The following is a 15,016-nucleotide window of genomic DNA, read 5'->3' as shown; positions in this document are numbered from 1 at the left end:
AACGGTTCGCTCTGGAAATCAACCAAGTTTGCGAGAGCCTCAACGCCAGTGCGTTTGGGGCTCTCGCTTTTTCTTACCCTCGAATTCTCACTTCGCATTGGAGACACTGATGACCCTCTTAGTCGATGGTCCCACTTCACCCGCTCGCAACTCGGAGCAAGCCGTTCCTCTCGCTAATCGATTGCGACACGCCATGGCGGCCGCGCGCGTGGCCTTCACTTGGTTCGGCTCCCGAAAATCCTTGACCGCCGAACAGAAGTCGCAAGCCGCCGATACTTTTGACGCCGAACGAGATTTTCTGTCAGCCCGGAAGAAGCTGATCGATACCACCCATCCGGCCATGAAGGCCGTAACTTCGGTCCGCGGCCAAATCATCCAATACTGGCGGCGGATCTCGCTCCCCTATCCCGAAGCAGGCATTCGCCTGATTCGGCGCGATGATGTCGGTGGCTTTCATCTTCAGCTCACAACCTTCAAGGCGGAGCTCGCCGAAGCGGTCGAGCAGTTGGAGGCCAGCTACACAGAACTGAAGAGCTCGGCGCGGCAGCGCCTCGGGCAACTGTTCAATGCCAGTGACTATCCAGCCACGCTGCGCGGGATGTTCGATGTGAGCTGGGATTGGCCGGCAATTGACCCCCCGCAGTACCTGCAGCAACTGTCCCCTGAGCTCTACCGCCAGGAATGCGAACGCGTTCAGGCCCGCTTCACGGAAGCGATGCAGCTGGCAGAGCAAGCCTTCTTTGAAGAGTTTTCCAAGCTGCTCGAACATCTCAGTGAGCGGCTGACGGGCGAACAGGACGGTAAGCCCAAAGTCTTTCGTGACTCGGCCATTGAGAACCTGCGCGAGTTCTTTCAGCGTTTTCAGTCGTTGAACGTTGGCACCCATCAACAGCTCGACGAATTGGTAGCACAGGCGCAGCGAATCGTGCATGGCGTCGCCCCCCAGAAACTGCGTGACGACCGAATTGTCCGGCGGGAGATCGCCTCTCAGCTATCCGGCGTGCAAAGCATGCTGGATGGCCTGATGGTCGACCGACCCCGCCGCAATCTTGTCCGGCGCCAGCATTAAGGAGCTCGGCACGTGCAATTTCTCATTCACACCGATGGCTCGATTCGGTGCCTGTACGACGAAACGATTGATCTAACCGCCCTGGGACAGCTGGCGATCGACCGCGGCTCGCATGTCGAGCCTCTGCCCGACGGTGGCTGGATCGCCGACCTGTCTCCGGTTCAGGGACCGCTTCTTGGGCCCTTTGCCTCACGGTCCCTTGCGCTCGACGCGGAACGCGACTGGCTCGAAACGCACTGGCTCGTGCCGGGCGTGTGAACAGTCGTTTGTGTTTTGATTGACCCTGGCATCGTTGGCCAGGGCACATGTTGTTTTCTTCGTGGGGGGTGGTCGCAGCCGTTGCGCGCGACCGCTCCCTTTTTTTATTTCTAGGGGAACCCTGCTCATGACTCAATGTGAACTCGACGCTGCCGTTTCTGCAGCGACCGGCGAAGACCTGCGTGAAATTCGTCGCCTTGGTTTTTCGGTCGTCTCGCCGCTCGACATCGAACTCGACGCCGAACCTTTGCCACAACTCGTCGATTGGGATGCCGTTGACCTGATGCGCCGGCAGGCCACAGACCACGTGCCAAGCGGTTGGGGTTTCTAGCGTTTCGTTTCTTTCGTCATTTCACACTGGGGGCCAGCTCGCTTGTTGGCGGCTGGCCCCCGAGTGTCTTTGTTCATTCTTCAATTCCAGGAATCGTCCTCATGTTTCGTTGTCATCGTTCCACGATCAAAACAATCCGTCCCTTGCTGCGAGCAGCCCTCGAACTCACGCCCAAGCAATATCAGACGGCCGTGACTTTTGCCGCAACTGCGAGCGGACTATTGGTGCGAGCCAGGTCTGCCAAGGTTGCCATCGAATTGTCCATCGAGGGAGAAGGGAGCGGCGACCCGATCTCGGTTCCCTACCAAGCTCTCACGAAAGTCGAAAGTCATATCCACGACTGGTTCGGCTTAACCGCAACTGCGGACGAGTGTGAGTTTTGCTGGGTGGAGGCGGGCATACCTCAAACTTTGTCTGCCCCCGCCTTAGAAAGCGGGGAATGGCCCGAGCTGCCGGTCGAACAGAGCGCCAACTCGCCAGAACTACTCGCGGCACTGGTTGAGGCGACGGCGACCACGGCTCCCGAGTCACGCCGGTTTGCGCTCGGATGTGTGCAGTTTCGGGGCACAGGTGGGCAACTTACCGCCACCGATGGTCGACAGGCATTAGTTCAGGAAGGGTTCACCTTTCCCTGGCCAGACGATGTTTTGGCAGCTCGCTGCCTTGCTTTCCGCAAACTGCGTGTGGGTACCAACGAAAAACTATTGGTGGGGCGGACGGCCGACTGGCTTGTGATTCGGGCTCCGCGCTGGACAGTGTGGCTGAAGATCGAAACAGAGGCCAGGTTTCCGGATGTCGAAGGGCAAATCCCGAGTCGCGAATTCGCCGAGACCACACTCGCGATCGCGGAGCAGGATGCTAAGTTCCTCCTTGGAACCGTAAATCACATGCCGGGAGGGGCTGATCAGAACGGCCCCCTGACGATCGACCTAAATGGTGCGGTGGCGCTTCGTGCCCAGTGCGCAGCGAGTCCTGCGATGGAACTCGTGCTGACGCGTTCCCAGCGAACCGGCGCGGAAGTGCGGTGTTGCACTGACCGGCGATTCTTACAACGGGCGGTCCAACTCGGGTTCCGGGAAATCATGCTGCGCGGGTCGGTTGCCCCGCTTTATTGTCGAGATGCTCGGCGGGCCTACGTGTGGGCAATTCTCAGCCCAGATGGTTGCGTTGGCCACAATCAGCGAGCCACTCAAATCGTTTCGCAAGGGTGGCAGCCATCGCGAGCGGATCGCAGCACGCGTCATTGAGAAGCCGGTTCGTCTGACCGGGTGCTCGTTTCTTTAATTCGCTTATCTGCCATTTCGCATTGTTCCTGAGCGGAACGCGCGAAGCATGGCCGGTTCCTCCAATCCTCAATCAGGTACATCCCATGGACAAGCCATCCACGCCCCACCCAGAACTCCTTTCCTCACCGACCGACCCTTTGCGCGAACGACTCCTGCAGATCGCGACCGGAATTCCCTTGCGTGTAGAGAGCGACTCCATCGACCTCCGGGAGCTCACTCATGAGATCCGGGCCGCGCGGCGACGTTCGCTGCTGGTCCTTTTAGCGGAGGCGATTGCTCGTCACCGGTCTCACTGACCATTGCCAATGGGAATAGTTTTATGTTGCAAGTGCATTATGATCCAAAGCGTCAATATCGATTTGTCATCTACGCACGCATGTCGTCGCAGGCACAAAATGAGCGTTCGCCAGAATCACAAGTGGCCGAAATCGAAGACAGGCTTCGACGTGCTGGCTATCCTTGGATTCAGGTGAGGACTTACATCGACCGTGCAATCTCAGGCCGGTACGACCGTAAACGACCCGAGTATCAGCGGATGCTCCGCGACATACGATCGGGCCTAGTTAAGGTCGATATCGTGGTCGTCGACACCTACGATCGATTCTCACGCTCTCGACGGGGTGGCGAGTTCCGTGCCAAGCTCGAACGGCAAGGTGTGCTTGTCGTGACGGCAAACAATTCCTTCGCCGATCCGACGACCGTTGCCGGTCGAGTGATGAACGCCTTCGAAGAAGAGCGTGCGCGCGAAGAAGGAAGAGTCAAAGGCCACCAAGTGCGACGAGGAAAGGCCGATGCCATTCGCCAAAAGCAATGGCCGGGTGGCCCAGTCCCGCTGGGGATGCGCCTGCGCCCGGTGCTGAAAAACATCGGTGGACTAGAGACGATCTCGCACAACGTACTAGAACCTGACCCCGACAAACGTTGGATCGTCGAAGACATGTATCGGCTAGCGGATGAGAAAGGCTTCGGTGCGACTCGCGTGGCAGCCGTGATGAACGCTGACCCGCGTGTCGTAGACCTTGTCGGCCACCTTTCAGGAGCCACGGTTGCCGAGATCCTAAAGCGGCGCGTCTATGCGGGAGAATTCGTGTGGAACAAACAGACGGGAGATATCGTCGATGATGTCCGCGTGTTGCATGATGTACCCGAAGCTGATTGGCTGCGCGTACCGGAGTATTGTGAGGCGATCATCGACGATGATCGCTGGCAGCGTGTCAACAATCTGCGCAAGCAGAGAAACCGCCGAAAAGTCGACGCTGAGACGCGTAAGCCTGGGATTGCGGGGCTGTGTGCACCAGGGATTGCACTTCGATATCCTTTGTCTGGCCTGCTGATTTGCGCCGAATGCGGGCGCGCAATGACTGCCTCTTCGGGACTACCGTATACCGATAAGGACGGCAAGCAACGCAGGTATGTCTACTACGGCTGCAGTGGTCATAAGCATGGTAAAACCTGCGTGAATGACCGATTCGTGCCTGAGCAGTGGATTCGTGACGAGACATTTCGCATCGTTCGCGAGGGTCTCGACCTCGACAACTGCGATGCCGAGTCAGTTGCTGTGCAGGAAGTGATTCGGCTGGTTCAAGAGGCCTTCTCACGGCAGAGGGCTGATCAGCCCAATCGACTTCCCGGTCTGCAGGCCACGAAGACTACTTTAGAAGGTCAGTTGCAGGGCTGGATAATGTCACTCGCGAATTCCCAACTCACTCCGACCGGGCGTGACGCGCTCATAGCCAAGATGAACGAAGTGGAATCGCAATTGACACGGCTCGTCACGGAAATCGATAGCTTCGCCGCCAGCGAACGAATCGAAGCGGAGGTGCTGAATGCCGAAGTCATCATGGCGAGGTTGCAGAATCTTTCTGAGGTGATGTTGGGCGCCAATCCCTCCGCAACGAGTCTGCTGCTGGCCCAGCACATTCAAGGCATCCATTGCTTCCGCGATGGTCGCTGCGAAGTGAGGCTGTGTAAGCTCGGCGCGCTGGCTGGGGATTTCGATTTCCTGCCGATTGAAATGGACCACACCGAACTACCTCGCACTGCCGAGGATGGCACAGTGAGCTTTGAACCGCGGCGTCGCACCAAACGCGATGCTCGGGCGGCTATGCACGACGATGATGTCCTTGATGCGGCAAACGAGTTTGCGGTGGACCCTCATCGGTTTGCGGAGCTTGGGCCCGAGTGGTTTGTGTCGCACGTGTTGTCGATTCCAGCGCCCACTTCCTGGGCGCGTCGAAACTCGATAGCAGTGGCCGCTTACCGGCAGGAGCATCAATCTTCGATGTCGGAACTAGCGAGCCATTTCAACGTCAGCATCCCGACGATTCGTCAAGCTCTTCACGAAGGAGAGAGGGCGGGCGGTGGCAAGCTGACCGGCAAGCTGTCGACGCGACCGAATCAGCGTAACTGGGCGCGACTCAACGCGGCGAAGGTTGCTGATTTCATGCGACTGGCTGGTGCAACGATCAAGTCGGCCACAATCCACTTTGCTAAATCCGAGCCAACAATTAAGAAGGCCATTCGCTACGCGAACAGCTGATCTTGCCCCTTAACACCGCTATTGGAGACAGCCGGCCGCCTCCGGGCGGCCGGCTGCCTTTCTCTTACCTATTGGAAGCCGCGGGCGTCGGTCGAATTCTTGGTTGATCGATTTCGCGGTCCCGCAACTGTCCGCAGAGCTAAGAAGCTCGCTTCGGCCTCCCAGCGCCATTGGAGCCGTCGACCAATTGAGGTCAAATCACTGGCTCCAAATTGAAAATGGCGTCTCTGAACGTCGCCGATAACTACCGACTCTAAATCAAGATTCTCAGGGCCCCAGCCGTGGCAGCTTCGCGTCGCCGTGAATCGCAAACCGTGTTTTCTCAAGAGTTCTACCACACCGCTCAAGCGGTCGATTGGAAGAGCATCAAAGCGCCGAAACGAACGGCGGTGTTAATTCAGAGCGAACACATTCTCTATGGAGTGGGGATCCCGCAAACGCTTTGCGAGGACGCTTTAGCGGTACGTGCTGCTGCGAAACAGGGCGACACTGGACAACTACGGTTGCGAGTAGTACCCGAGACGTTCTATAGGTTTCAAGACGATGGGGTGGCGAGAATTCCGGCAGGACTTGTTGAACGGGTCGACTGTGCACTTCGGTCGCGCCAGATAACTGTCGAGCACGTAAACCAAAAGGCTTGGCCGAGCTTGGAAAACGCTTGGAAACGCCTCGCCAATGAGAAAAGCAGTTTGCCAGGCGAAGAGCTGCAGAGACGAATCATCTTTGCCACTCGTCCGCGCAGCCATTTTCAAGTAAGAAGTGTCAGGCAAGCGGCCGAGATTCTGGCGTCGGCGGCCGCAGCGTTCCCAAAAGAGCCGATCCACGTCATCGTGAAGAACAAGGAAGTCCAATCGCGTCTGGCCCGGAGCCTGCAGGAATTGGGCCCAGTCAACGTATCTACTCCTGAGAGCGACCCTTCCTATCCGTCGCACAAAGCTGTCGTGATCAGTTGTGGACAGTACTTCGCGACGGAGTTTACGAGAACCGCTCGATTGATTGTCATCGTCGGAGCAGACGTCGCCCAAACCGATACTGTGACGAACAACGCCGATGTGCTTAACCATGTGCTGAGGTGCTGCATTTCGATTGGCGAACGCTCGACCGGTGAACGTGGGCTGATGCACATCGAGAGCTTGTTCGGTCCAAAGCTAGACCTCTCGAAGATGCCTTCCCGGTAGTGAGCGTTCTCGCACGGTGGTTTGTAGCTTCGATGCCAGATTTCGCTCAACTGACTTCACCAGTAGCTCCAACCGGAAACTGCTTGGTCCAACGGCACTTGGAGCGGCGCCACGCATCACGCAATACTCGGCGCTTGACCTGCAGACCGCATACGGTTTGGGCAAGTTTATGGGCTTGGCTAATTACCCCTCTTCGGTCCTCGTGCTCATAGCACGGGCCGAGAGCGTCGAACCATCCTGTAACTACAGTTTTGCCACAGTCTGGGGTGTGTTCAACTGCAGCCCGCTGCAATCCGGCTTCCAGCTTGGACCAAGCCGTCTCGCCCAGCGTTATCTTGATTCCCGGCCCCATCGAAATACGAAAGCCGAGCCATTCTGCGGCAGCCCCGCCTTGAAGGTCAATTATTCCACAGCCGGGATCGGTCCGTAACTTAAACCCGGCAGGTGTGAGCAGCGCGCGGAGATAACCATCGGCTGCCATTGCTTCTGCTTCAGTTGTACAAAGGACGCACAGGTCATCGGCGTAGCGGAGCAAAGGTAACTCTGGGTAGCGGCGATTCCAAGGCTTGTCGAGCCGCTGGTCGAGGTACACATTGAGCAGGAGCGGGGACAGGGGCGAGCCTTGCGCAATTCCTTTTCGCTGACCACTGTCGATCAGCCGTTGCGTAATTGTCAGCAATGAGGGCGGCGCCCAAGCCCGCAGCAAGTCGAACAGCCTGTTACGGGGTACGTCGTCGAACGCGTTGGCAAGGTCATGGCAGAGCCACCAAGTTCGCCCGTGTTTCGTGGTTTCGGACACCGCACGTTGCAGGGCATGGCAGCTGTTGACTCCTTTGCGAAAACCGAACGAAAAGCATTCGAACTTCGGTTCGAGCCAGGGCCAGAGCCACTGGTAGATCGCACGAGCGATGATTCGGTCGAGCACATTCGCAATTTGAATCTTGCGGAACCCGCGACCAGAAGACTTTTTGATCAAGACTGTTCGTGGTGCATCGGGCTCGTAAGTGCCCTCTCGCAGGTGGGGCTGAATGGCCCGAAAGGTTCTGAACCATTCGCTTCGAGTTAGTAGCTCGGCTTGCACACGGTCAGGTCCTGGTGCTTTGCCGCCGTAACGCAGGATGTGATCGAGAGCATTCGCTAGGTTCCGATCATCGTGCCACAACTCTGCCAGCGGGCCGATCTTCAAGGGCATTGCGATAGAAAGGCGGCTGCGACGTTTTATCTGTCGAGTGAGCCGATCGCCGAATGCCGCGCACGTCCCCACATGCGCGTCGACTGGAACTGGGCGGCGAAACAGTGGCATTGCCTCGTACATGGCGGTTGACCTCGGCATAACCGGCGGCGGGACCCAATCGAGACGACTGGGCCCCGCCTCGGAGACGGTGGTGATTCCACCGCGGATGGCAAGCGGAGCTGCCGGTGTCCCTGCTTCTGTATCGTCTAGTTCCCGAGCTTCCTTATTCCCGATATTCAGTCGCCCCGTGTATCGCCCGACCCCAAAAGGGATCCGACGATGAATGCGGGAGCGACGTTGACTCGGTGTAAGGCAAGGTATCCAGATGATCGGAAGTGCCACGAATAGGGCAGGGTGATCTAATGGAAGCTCCGCATACGTCACCAAGTCGGCTGTCCAGGTGGCTAGGCCACTTAGCAGCGGGCGATGGTGTCGACATGGAGATGGTTACCCGTCCCCACGTACGCTCAGTCTTACCGGAGCAGCCGGGCTACCGCAAGTAGTGTAAACGTTTACAGCAGTCGTTCTGTGCCATTCATTTCCACGTCCAAGCTCGCAGCACTTGCTGACGCAGCTAGAAACATCGATCGGCACGTGGTCGTTGGCGCCAGCAGCTGCCAGCTCATGCACCCTTTGTCTGCTCCACTTTTCTCACCTGCTGTTTCAGGCTTTCGATTGCTTCGGAGGCCGTCTTCAGCTTGGCTCGAACTGACGGGGGAAATTGAGCCAAGTCGAATTGCGGCGAATCCTGTTCAGAGGGCTCCATGCATCGGATCCAGCGCTCCCAAGATTCGCATCGCTCGGCCAGCTGGCGAAGCGCTTCGGTACGATCTTCAGGTAACCGAGGAAGCCTCCCACCCTTGTGTTCAATGCTAGGCCTAATCGAGCGGCGTTTGACTTCTGCCTCGACATCGCGGGCCGACCAATCGCCTGCCGCCGCTAACCTTGCCACAGCCATCATTGTCTGGCGATTCGGCAGGTACATCAGTCGGTAGGCTAGGCTGACTGAAAGCGGGTTGCCACTGGGGGTTCTCAGCGAGCAATATTCCTGCAAATTCGCCACGTTGAACGATTTCGCCAGCTTGATCGCCTTCCGCAGCACTGCCTCGGTTATCCCCTCTTCCTTAGCGACGCGCGAGACGACGCCCATCGCGTTCTTACCAGGGGCAGCGGACATTGCCTGCATAGTCCGCTTCCCCAAAGCGTGAAGCCTACAGATTTCTCGTTCAACTTCGTCTGTGGGTGAGTCCGGCATTGGTGGCGCGATTCGAGAGAGTGGCATCTTCATGTCTAGGCTGCAGCATACTTCAGTTGCGAAACGAGACAACCTGTTGCCTGTGCTGTTAGTGGCTATTCGGCAATGAAGTCGCGGAGTGTCACCACTGACTCCGTACTTCCCCCAAAAGCAGATCGCCCAAACGCCCACCAGAGCGCAACCGTCATTGCCTCAGACTTCTGTAAACGTTAACATAACCTCCAGCTCACGTCAGCTAGGGTGCCGGAATCGCGATCGTGTTGACGCCGGACGCGATGTCCGGCGTCGCCCAAGTTGTAGAGAACGGCAGTTGCGACCGAGTCATCGCTTGCACCAGAAAACAAGGACGAACACGATGCCGAAACCTTCATCTACTCGCTCTGCCGCGGGACCTGCTCGTCACAATGCCAAGTCCAAAGCAGGTCAGTTGGTCGCTCCGACTAGTCCATCTCGACCGCCGTTGGTGCTGCCGAAGAAGCGGAAAGACACCGTATCAGAAGTGGAGGCATTTTCGCAAGATTCCCCAACTTTTGAACGCACTTCCGGAAACCTTGCGGCAAGCGGCCCCGAAACGATTCCAGTTGAGCGTTGGATGCTTGATCGGCTGAGAGAGCACCCTCTGCATGACCAACACTTTCCCGATCTTGCCGAAGCCGAGATGCAGGAATTATGCGACAGCCTAGACACTTACGGGCAACGAGAGCCTCTCGACATTCTTCCCAATGGATTTGTGCTGAGCGGACGACACCGATTACGCGCCGCTCGACAACTGGGTTGGCCAGCGTTACAGGTGCGAGTTCGTCACGAGCTGGCGTCTGCGGCTGACGAACAAGTAGAAGCATTCGTGATTGATGCGAACTTTAGCCGGCGGCAGCTTTCGCGACTGAGCTTGGCTCGCCTCTTCTTACGCCGACGTGATCTAGAGGCCCGCGGAGCGGCGCGACGTGGTCAGGGAGAACTTCGAGACGAGTTTGCCGAACGCTTTGGGAAGTCAGGTCGCCAACTGGATCGCTATCTGAAAGTCGCGCAGCAACCTCGGGAGGTGCAGGACGCGGTAGAGAACGGTCTGCTGTCGCTCAATGATGCGCTGCTAATCGAGAGGTTATCTGCTCCGAGAAGACAAAAGCTTTTGCAAGTCATTGCGGAAGGAGCCGCCGACAGAAAAGAATTGCGCAAGCTGCTTTCGAGCAATTCGATGAGCAAGCGACGCCCCAAGAGCCTTGGACCGTTTGCGGAGCTGATGCAGGCTGGAACAGCGTTCTTGGAACATGTCGAGCAGTTCGGCCAAGATCTCACGGAAGATGAGCGGAAGCGGTTTAGAACGATGCTCAGATCACTTGTAAAGCTGGAGGCTTCATCTAGGAGTGGGTAGACGCGAGCCTGCTGTGACGTTTGATTGCAGAAGCTGACAAGCCATCGTGTCTTGCACCACACATCGTTCAGCCCAAATACGCACCGGACGAGCGGACAAATCCTGCTTCGGTCGATGTGACCGAAGCGTCCTCGCTGCTACGTTCCTTCCGCACCGTGGCGCTAACGTCTAACCCAGTGCTGCTTCGGGCCGTCCCGTCAAATTACCGCTCGAACACGTTTGGTCGCCGGAGAACGAGTCATCCGGGAGCCATCATTGCGACAACCGACTGTCGTCAACTCGACGGCACTTCCGTGGCCATTCCCTTGAGCAATGACGGCGCGCAAAATCGCAATCCGCTGCCGCAAATGGAGTTACAGCAAATCGCAAAATTCTGGCACGGACTCTGCTTTATTACTCATGTGTTGGCCAAGCAACATTGCTCAATCAACTAAAAACTCTGTTCAAGGACGTTTTGCGATGAAAAGTCTACTGTGCACCATGGTTGCTGTTACTGCCCTTTCGCTGGGCAGCTTGTTCACCTCCCCAGCAATGGCTGCAGGTGGGCACGGCGGGCATAACCACGGTGGTCACAACCACGGTGGTCACAACGGCGGTGGATACAACCACGGTGGCCACAATCATGGCGGTCACAACCACGGTGGTCAGCACCACAATCACGGTGGTCAGCACCACAATCACGGTGGCTATAGCCCGTACAACAGCGGATACGGTGGTTACTCCAACCAGTATCAGCAAAACGGTATGTACTTCCGCGGCAGCAATTTTGGTGTGCGGATCGGATTCTAATCCCACGAAGCACGCCCAATCTCCTAGTCGGCGCTCGATCACTTCGACGAGCGCACCTGGAGCAGGAGCATTTGAAGTCGCTCGCCAACAACGGGGAACGGGGAAAGCCAGCCAAACTGGCATCGGTAGCAACCCGTACATCGAAGCCTTGCATACCTCGCAGTTGTGGGCTTAGATTCTTACTCACGACAATTCGCATTCCTGATACCTATTCAACGCGTTGGACGGTAATTCCGCGGCCAGATTCAGGAAGAGAAGCGTGACTGTCGCCAAGTGGAAAACGAGCCTTCAGGCGGAGAAAGTGCTTCTCGAACGAGTGCCAACTTACGAAGGCAATGCTGGAGGTGAGGGCTGTCATCACGGCGATGTAACTGGTTCGTCCCAAAAATTCGCTCGCAAAGTACGTGGATAAGACCTCTGCGGACAACATAGGGGCCAGGAGCGGAATGAGAGGGTACTGAATCACGTACATTGCGTAACTATACTTGCCGAAGAATCGCAGCCACCTCGTTTGCCAGATGGCTCCCGAAAGGGAGCCTCGTCGCGAGTGCAGCACGAGCATGATGAGGCACGCAAACAGCCCGGCAAATAGCGAGTCGGGAAGAGTGAGCCACCTACGATTACTCAGCTTGATGCCCACGAGCGTCAGGGCGAAGATCAGGATGCCTACCTGCGCCAGTGGCAGCAACCTCGTTTTCCAGCGATCGTGTTGCAGCAGGATCGCGATCAATCCTCCGGCGGCAAGCAAGTCGGCGCGGCCCAACGTGAACACCTCTGGCGCAACGTCGTTGCCGCCAGCTAGAAGCCAGCTGATCCGGACAAGCGGACTGAGAATAATCAGGATCGTGCAAATGGCCGCCACGCTCCGCATCGAAGCGAAGTAGATAACAACGGGCCACAGCAGATAGAAATGCACTGCAACGGCCAGCGACCAGAAATGGTCGAAGAACCCAAAGGGCCAGTCGCCGGTATACGCCTGCAAAATGTTGGTGCTGTAAAACCAAAGCCAACTTTGATTGTTACGCGCCTCCGAGAAGACCGCTCCAAGCCGGGGATTCAATAGTGGCAATACGACGAGGACGGCAATCAGCACACCGTAGTACAGCGGAAAGATTCGTAGCGCTCGCCGAGCGTAGAAGTTGCGGAAGAAGTGTGGATCGTGCCTGGCGTCAACCAGCATCCGCGTGATCAAGTACCCGGAGAGGACAAAGAGCAGATCGACGCCCCGCATCCCCAATGCAGCGAAGTGAAGCAGGGAGTTGTCCGCAGTCTCGCCACCCGTAGCCCCGCCATTAAAACGGTAGATCGAAATCAGCAGGATCGCGAGTCCGCGCAGGCCATCCAGCGCAAGGTCTCGGCCTGCCGGAGCGTCAGGCACCGGCGGAACGGGATGGATGACTGGATTGGGATCTACGGCTGCTGTTTCCATCAACTCCATCTCATTTGCAGACCTCTTAGGAAACGCTAGGGGTAACATCGTCACGCCAAAAGTCACTTTGAGTTTCGACGTGGCGCTAGGGAAATCTGATCAGCACGACTCCCAAGCAAACGTAGTCCATTCACCACTACCAACAATGAAACACCGGCATCGGCCGCAATGGCGATCCAAAGGGAAGCGAAACCTGCCAGAGTCAGCACTACGAATAGCACTTTAACGGCTAAAGACGCGAAGATGTTTTGGTGAATCACCTGCAAGGTTTGTCTCGAATGGCGAATGAGCCACGCGACTTTCGATAGATCGTCGCTCAATAACGCGATGTCGGCGGTTTCGATGGCTGCATCACTCCCGACGGCGCCCATCGCAATCCCGAGCGATGCCCGACCGAGGGCGGGGGCATCGTTGACACCATCGCCGATCATCGCGACTTGACCGTACTTCGCCTGCAGTTCCTCGATCGCTTTGACCTTGTCCTCGGGCAGCAGCTCCGCGCGAAATTCGTCGATGCCGGTGGCCTGGGCGATTGCTGTTGCCGTCGCTTTATTGTCGCCGGTCAGCATGATTAGATGCTGGATACCGACTGCGTGCAGATCCGCGATCACCTGTTTTGTCTCGGGGCGAAGTTGATCGGCCAAGGCGATCAAGCCGCAGACGTGGACGTCGTTGCCCACCACAACCACGGACCTGCCGGCACTGGACATTGTTTCTAACTGTTGATGAATCTCCGGTGTCTCTTGCCCTCGTTCTTCGAGGTAGCGGTGACTCCCCAGCCAAAACAGCCGGCCATCTAACTTCGCGGATGCTCCCTTTCCTTGCAGGATCTGAAACTCATCGGCGGCCTCAACCTTGACACCCTTCTCCTCGGCGTAGCGCAAAATGGCGAGCGCCAGGGGGTGGTCGCTATGGAACTCCATGGCGGCCGCACGTTCCAGCAGTTCCTTCTCAGAATGACCATTCAAGGGAATGACTTCGACAACCGCGGGCTTGCCTGCGGTCAGCGTTCCGGTCTTATCGAGGGCGATCACCTTGATGCGGCCAGGCACTTCAACGTACAGCCCCCCTTTTATGAGCACTCCTTGCCGCGCTGCTGCGGCGATGGCGGCGACGATACTCACCGGAGTCGAGATCACAAGCGCGCATGGGCAGGCGATCACTAGCAACACCAGCGAGTTGTAGATCCAAGCTGACCATTGCCCTCCCAGCAACAACGGGGGCACCACGAGAACTAGGGCCGCAGCAATCATCACAGCCGGGGTGTAGTAACGGGCGAACGTCTCCACCCATTGTTCAGACGGTGCCCGCTGCGACTGCGCGTCACCGACCATGCGAATGATCTTGGCGAGCGTCGTGTCCTGCGCGAGCTTGGTTGAAGTTACTTGCATTGCTCCGTTGCCGTTGATCGTACCAGCGTACACTTCGCTGCCTGGTGCCTTGGCAACGGGCATGCTCTCGCCCGTAATTGAGGCTTGATTCACGTCGCTGTTGCCGCGCGCAACAAGCCCGTCGAGTGCAATTCGCTCTCCTGGCCGAACCAAGACAGTCGTGCCTACCTCGACCCCTTCAGGCGAGACCTCTTGTTCGTTACCGTCCTTGCCGATGATTCGCACCGTGGGCGGAGTTAGTCCCATCAGAGCGGCAATGGCCCGGCGGGCTCGGCCAATGCTCCAAGATTCGAGCGCGAGCGAAACCGAAAACAAGAACGCGACAGTCGCCGCCTCCGACCATTCGCCGATCGCAATTGCTCCGATGACAGCCACGGTCATCAGGAGGTTCATATCTGGGCGTAATCGCCGAAGTGAAGGCCAGGCCTTCGGAAGAAAATACCACACGCCGGCAATAACGCTCAGGCTGAAGAGCACTTTGGAGAGGAGGGGCGTTTCTATGGCGAAGGGATTCTCCGTGAGACCCAGCGCTTGGACCAGACTGCCGGCGGCAACCACATGCACCAAAAGACCACACAGATTGAGCACGCCCGAGGCGACTGTGAGTACCGTCCGGCCATAGTGTTCCCACCACCTTACTGAAACTTCCTTTGCGCCTCCTTCTCGCCACGGCTCCGCGGTCATTCCGGTGCGACCGACCGCGGCAATGATCTTAGCCGAAGCCAAGTCAGACTCAGTAGCCGAGACACCCATTCGACCATTCAAAACATCGAAGGACAGCAGCGTCTCGTTGCCAACCAGTGGACCGAGTTCGCTCTTCAGGACTGCGACTTCGTCGGCGCAGTCCATCCCGTGGATTTTGAAGTAGCGATTCATTTCCGATCG

At 57.4% G+C, this 15,016-nt stretch carries 12 protein-coding genes; 8 read left to right on the top strand and 4 right to left on the bottom strand.

The window, feature by feature from the left end:
* Window positions 1-109 precede the first annotated feature (109 nt).
* The 6 genes from NA78x_RS14475 (at window position 110) to NA78x_RS14450 (ending at window position 6,661) form a co-directional block, all read left to right on the top strand.
* On the top strand, window positions 110-1,069 hold the full coding sequence (locus NA78x_RS14475; protein ID WP_425619159.1) for a hypothetical protein: 960 nt from the start codon (window positions 110-112) through the stop codon (window positions 1,067-1,069).
* A 12-nt stretch (window positions 1,070-1,081) separates the two neighbouring features.
* Window positions 1,082-1,327, top strand: coding sequence for a hypothetical protein (locus NA78x_RS14470; protein ID WP_425619158.1), 246 nt, complete (start codon window positions 1,082-1,084; stop codon window positions 1,325-1,327).
* A gap of 127 nt (window positions 1,328-1,454) precedes the next feature.
* The gene (locus NA78x_RS14465) at window positions 1,455-1,658 is read left to right on the top strand and encodes a hypothetical protein (protein WP_425619157.1); all 204 of its coding nucleotides are present in this window, start codon (window positions 1,455-1,457) and stop codon (window positions 1,656-1,658) included.
* Between the two features lie 101 nt (window positions 1,659-1,759).
* On the top strand, window positions 1,760-2,905 hold the full coding sequence (locus tag NA78x_RS14460) for a hypothetical protein (RefSeq protein ID WP_425619156.1): 1,146 nt from the start codon (window positions 1,760-1,762) through the stop codon (window positions 2,903-2,905).
* 358 nt (window positions 2,906-3,263) lie between these two features.
* Window positions 3,264-5,483, top strand: a complete 2,220-nt coding sequence (locus NA78x_RS14455; RefSeq protein WP_425619155.1) for a recombinase family protein — start codon at window positions 3,264-3,266, stop codon at window positions 5,481-5,483.
* A 314-nt stretch (window positions 5,484-5,797) separates the two neighbouring features.
* Window positions 5,798-6,661, top strand: a complete 864-nt coding sequence (locus NA78x_RS14450) for a hypothetical protein (protein WP_425619154.1) — start codon at window positions 5,798-5,800, stop codon at window positions 6,659-6,661.
* Window positions 6,662-6,707: 46 nt separating this feature from the next.
* On the opposite strand, the gene NA78x_RS14445 is transcribed toward NA78x_RS14450, so the two are convergent.
* Both NA78x_RS14445 and NA78x_RS14440 read right to left on the bottom strand, forming a co-directional pair.
* Complete coding sequence (locus NA78x_RS14445) at window positions 6,708-7,637, bottom strand: reverse transcriptase domain-containing protein (protein WP_425619153.1); 930 nt, start codon at window positions 7,635-7,637, stop codon at window positions 6,708-6,710.
* A gap of 880 nt (window positions 7,638-8,517) precedes the next feature.
* On the bottom strand, window positions 8,518-9,081 hold the full coding sequence (locus tag NA78x_RS14440; RefSeq protein WP_425619152.1) for a hypothetical protein: 564 nt from the start codon (window positions 9,079-9,081) through the stop codon (window positions 8,518-8,520).
* Between the two features lie 424 nt (window positions 9,082-9,505).
* On the opposite strand from NA78x_RS14440, the gene NA78x_RS14435 reads away from it, so the two are divergent.
* A complete protein-coding gene (locus NA78x_RS14435; RefSeq protein ID WP_425619151.1) occupies window positions 9,506-10,522 on the top strand; it encodes a ParB/RepB/Spo0J family partition protein in 1,017 nt (338 codons plus the stop codon).
* 459 nt (window positions 10,523-10,981) lie between these two features.
* Window positions 10,982-11,311, top strand: coding sequence for a hypothetical protein (locus NA78x_RS14430; protein WP_425619150.1), 330 nt, complete (start codon window positions 10,982-10,984; stop codon window positions 11,309-11,311).
* Between the two features lie 208 nt (window positions 11,312-11,519).
* Here NA78x_RS14430 and NA78x_RS14425 read toward each other — a convergent pair whose 3' ends face one another.
* Both NA78x_RS14425 and NA78x_RS14420 read right to left on the bottom strand, forming a co-directional pair.
* Window positions 11,520-12,740, bottom strand: a complete 1,221-nt coding sequence (locus NA78x_RS14425) for an acyltransferase family protein (RefSeq protein WP_425619149.1) — start codon at window positions 12,738-12,740, stop codon at window positions 11,520-11,522.
* Between the two features lie 62 nt (window positions 12,741-12,802).
* Window positions 12,803-15,007, bottom strand: coding sequence for a heavy metal translocating P-type ATPase (locus tag NA78x_RS14420; protein WP_425619148.1), 2,205 nt, complete (start codon window positions 15,005-15,007; stop codon window positions 12,803-12,805).
* Window positions 15,008-15,016 lie beyond the last annotated feature (9 nt).

The organism is Anatilimnocola aquadivae, assembly GCF_049819085.1.
GTDB lineage: Bacteria > Planctomycetota > Planctomycetia > Pirellulales > Pirellulaceae > Anatilimnocola.
This window is presented reverse-complemented; position numbering and strand designations above follow the sequence as displayed.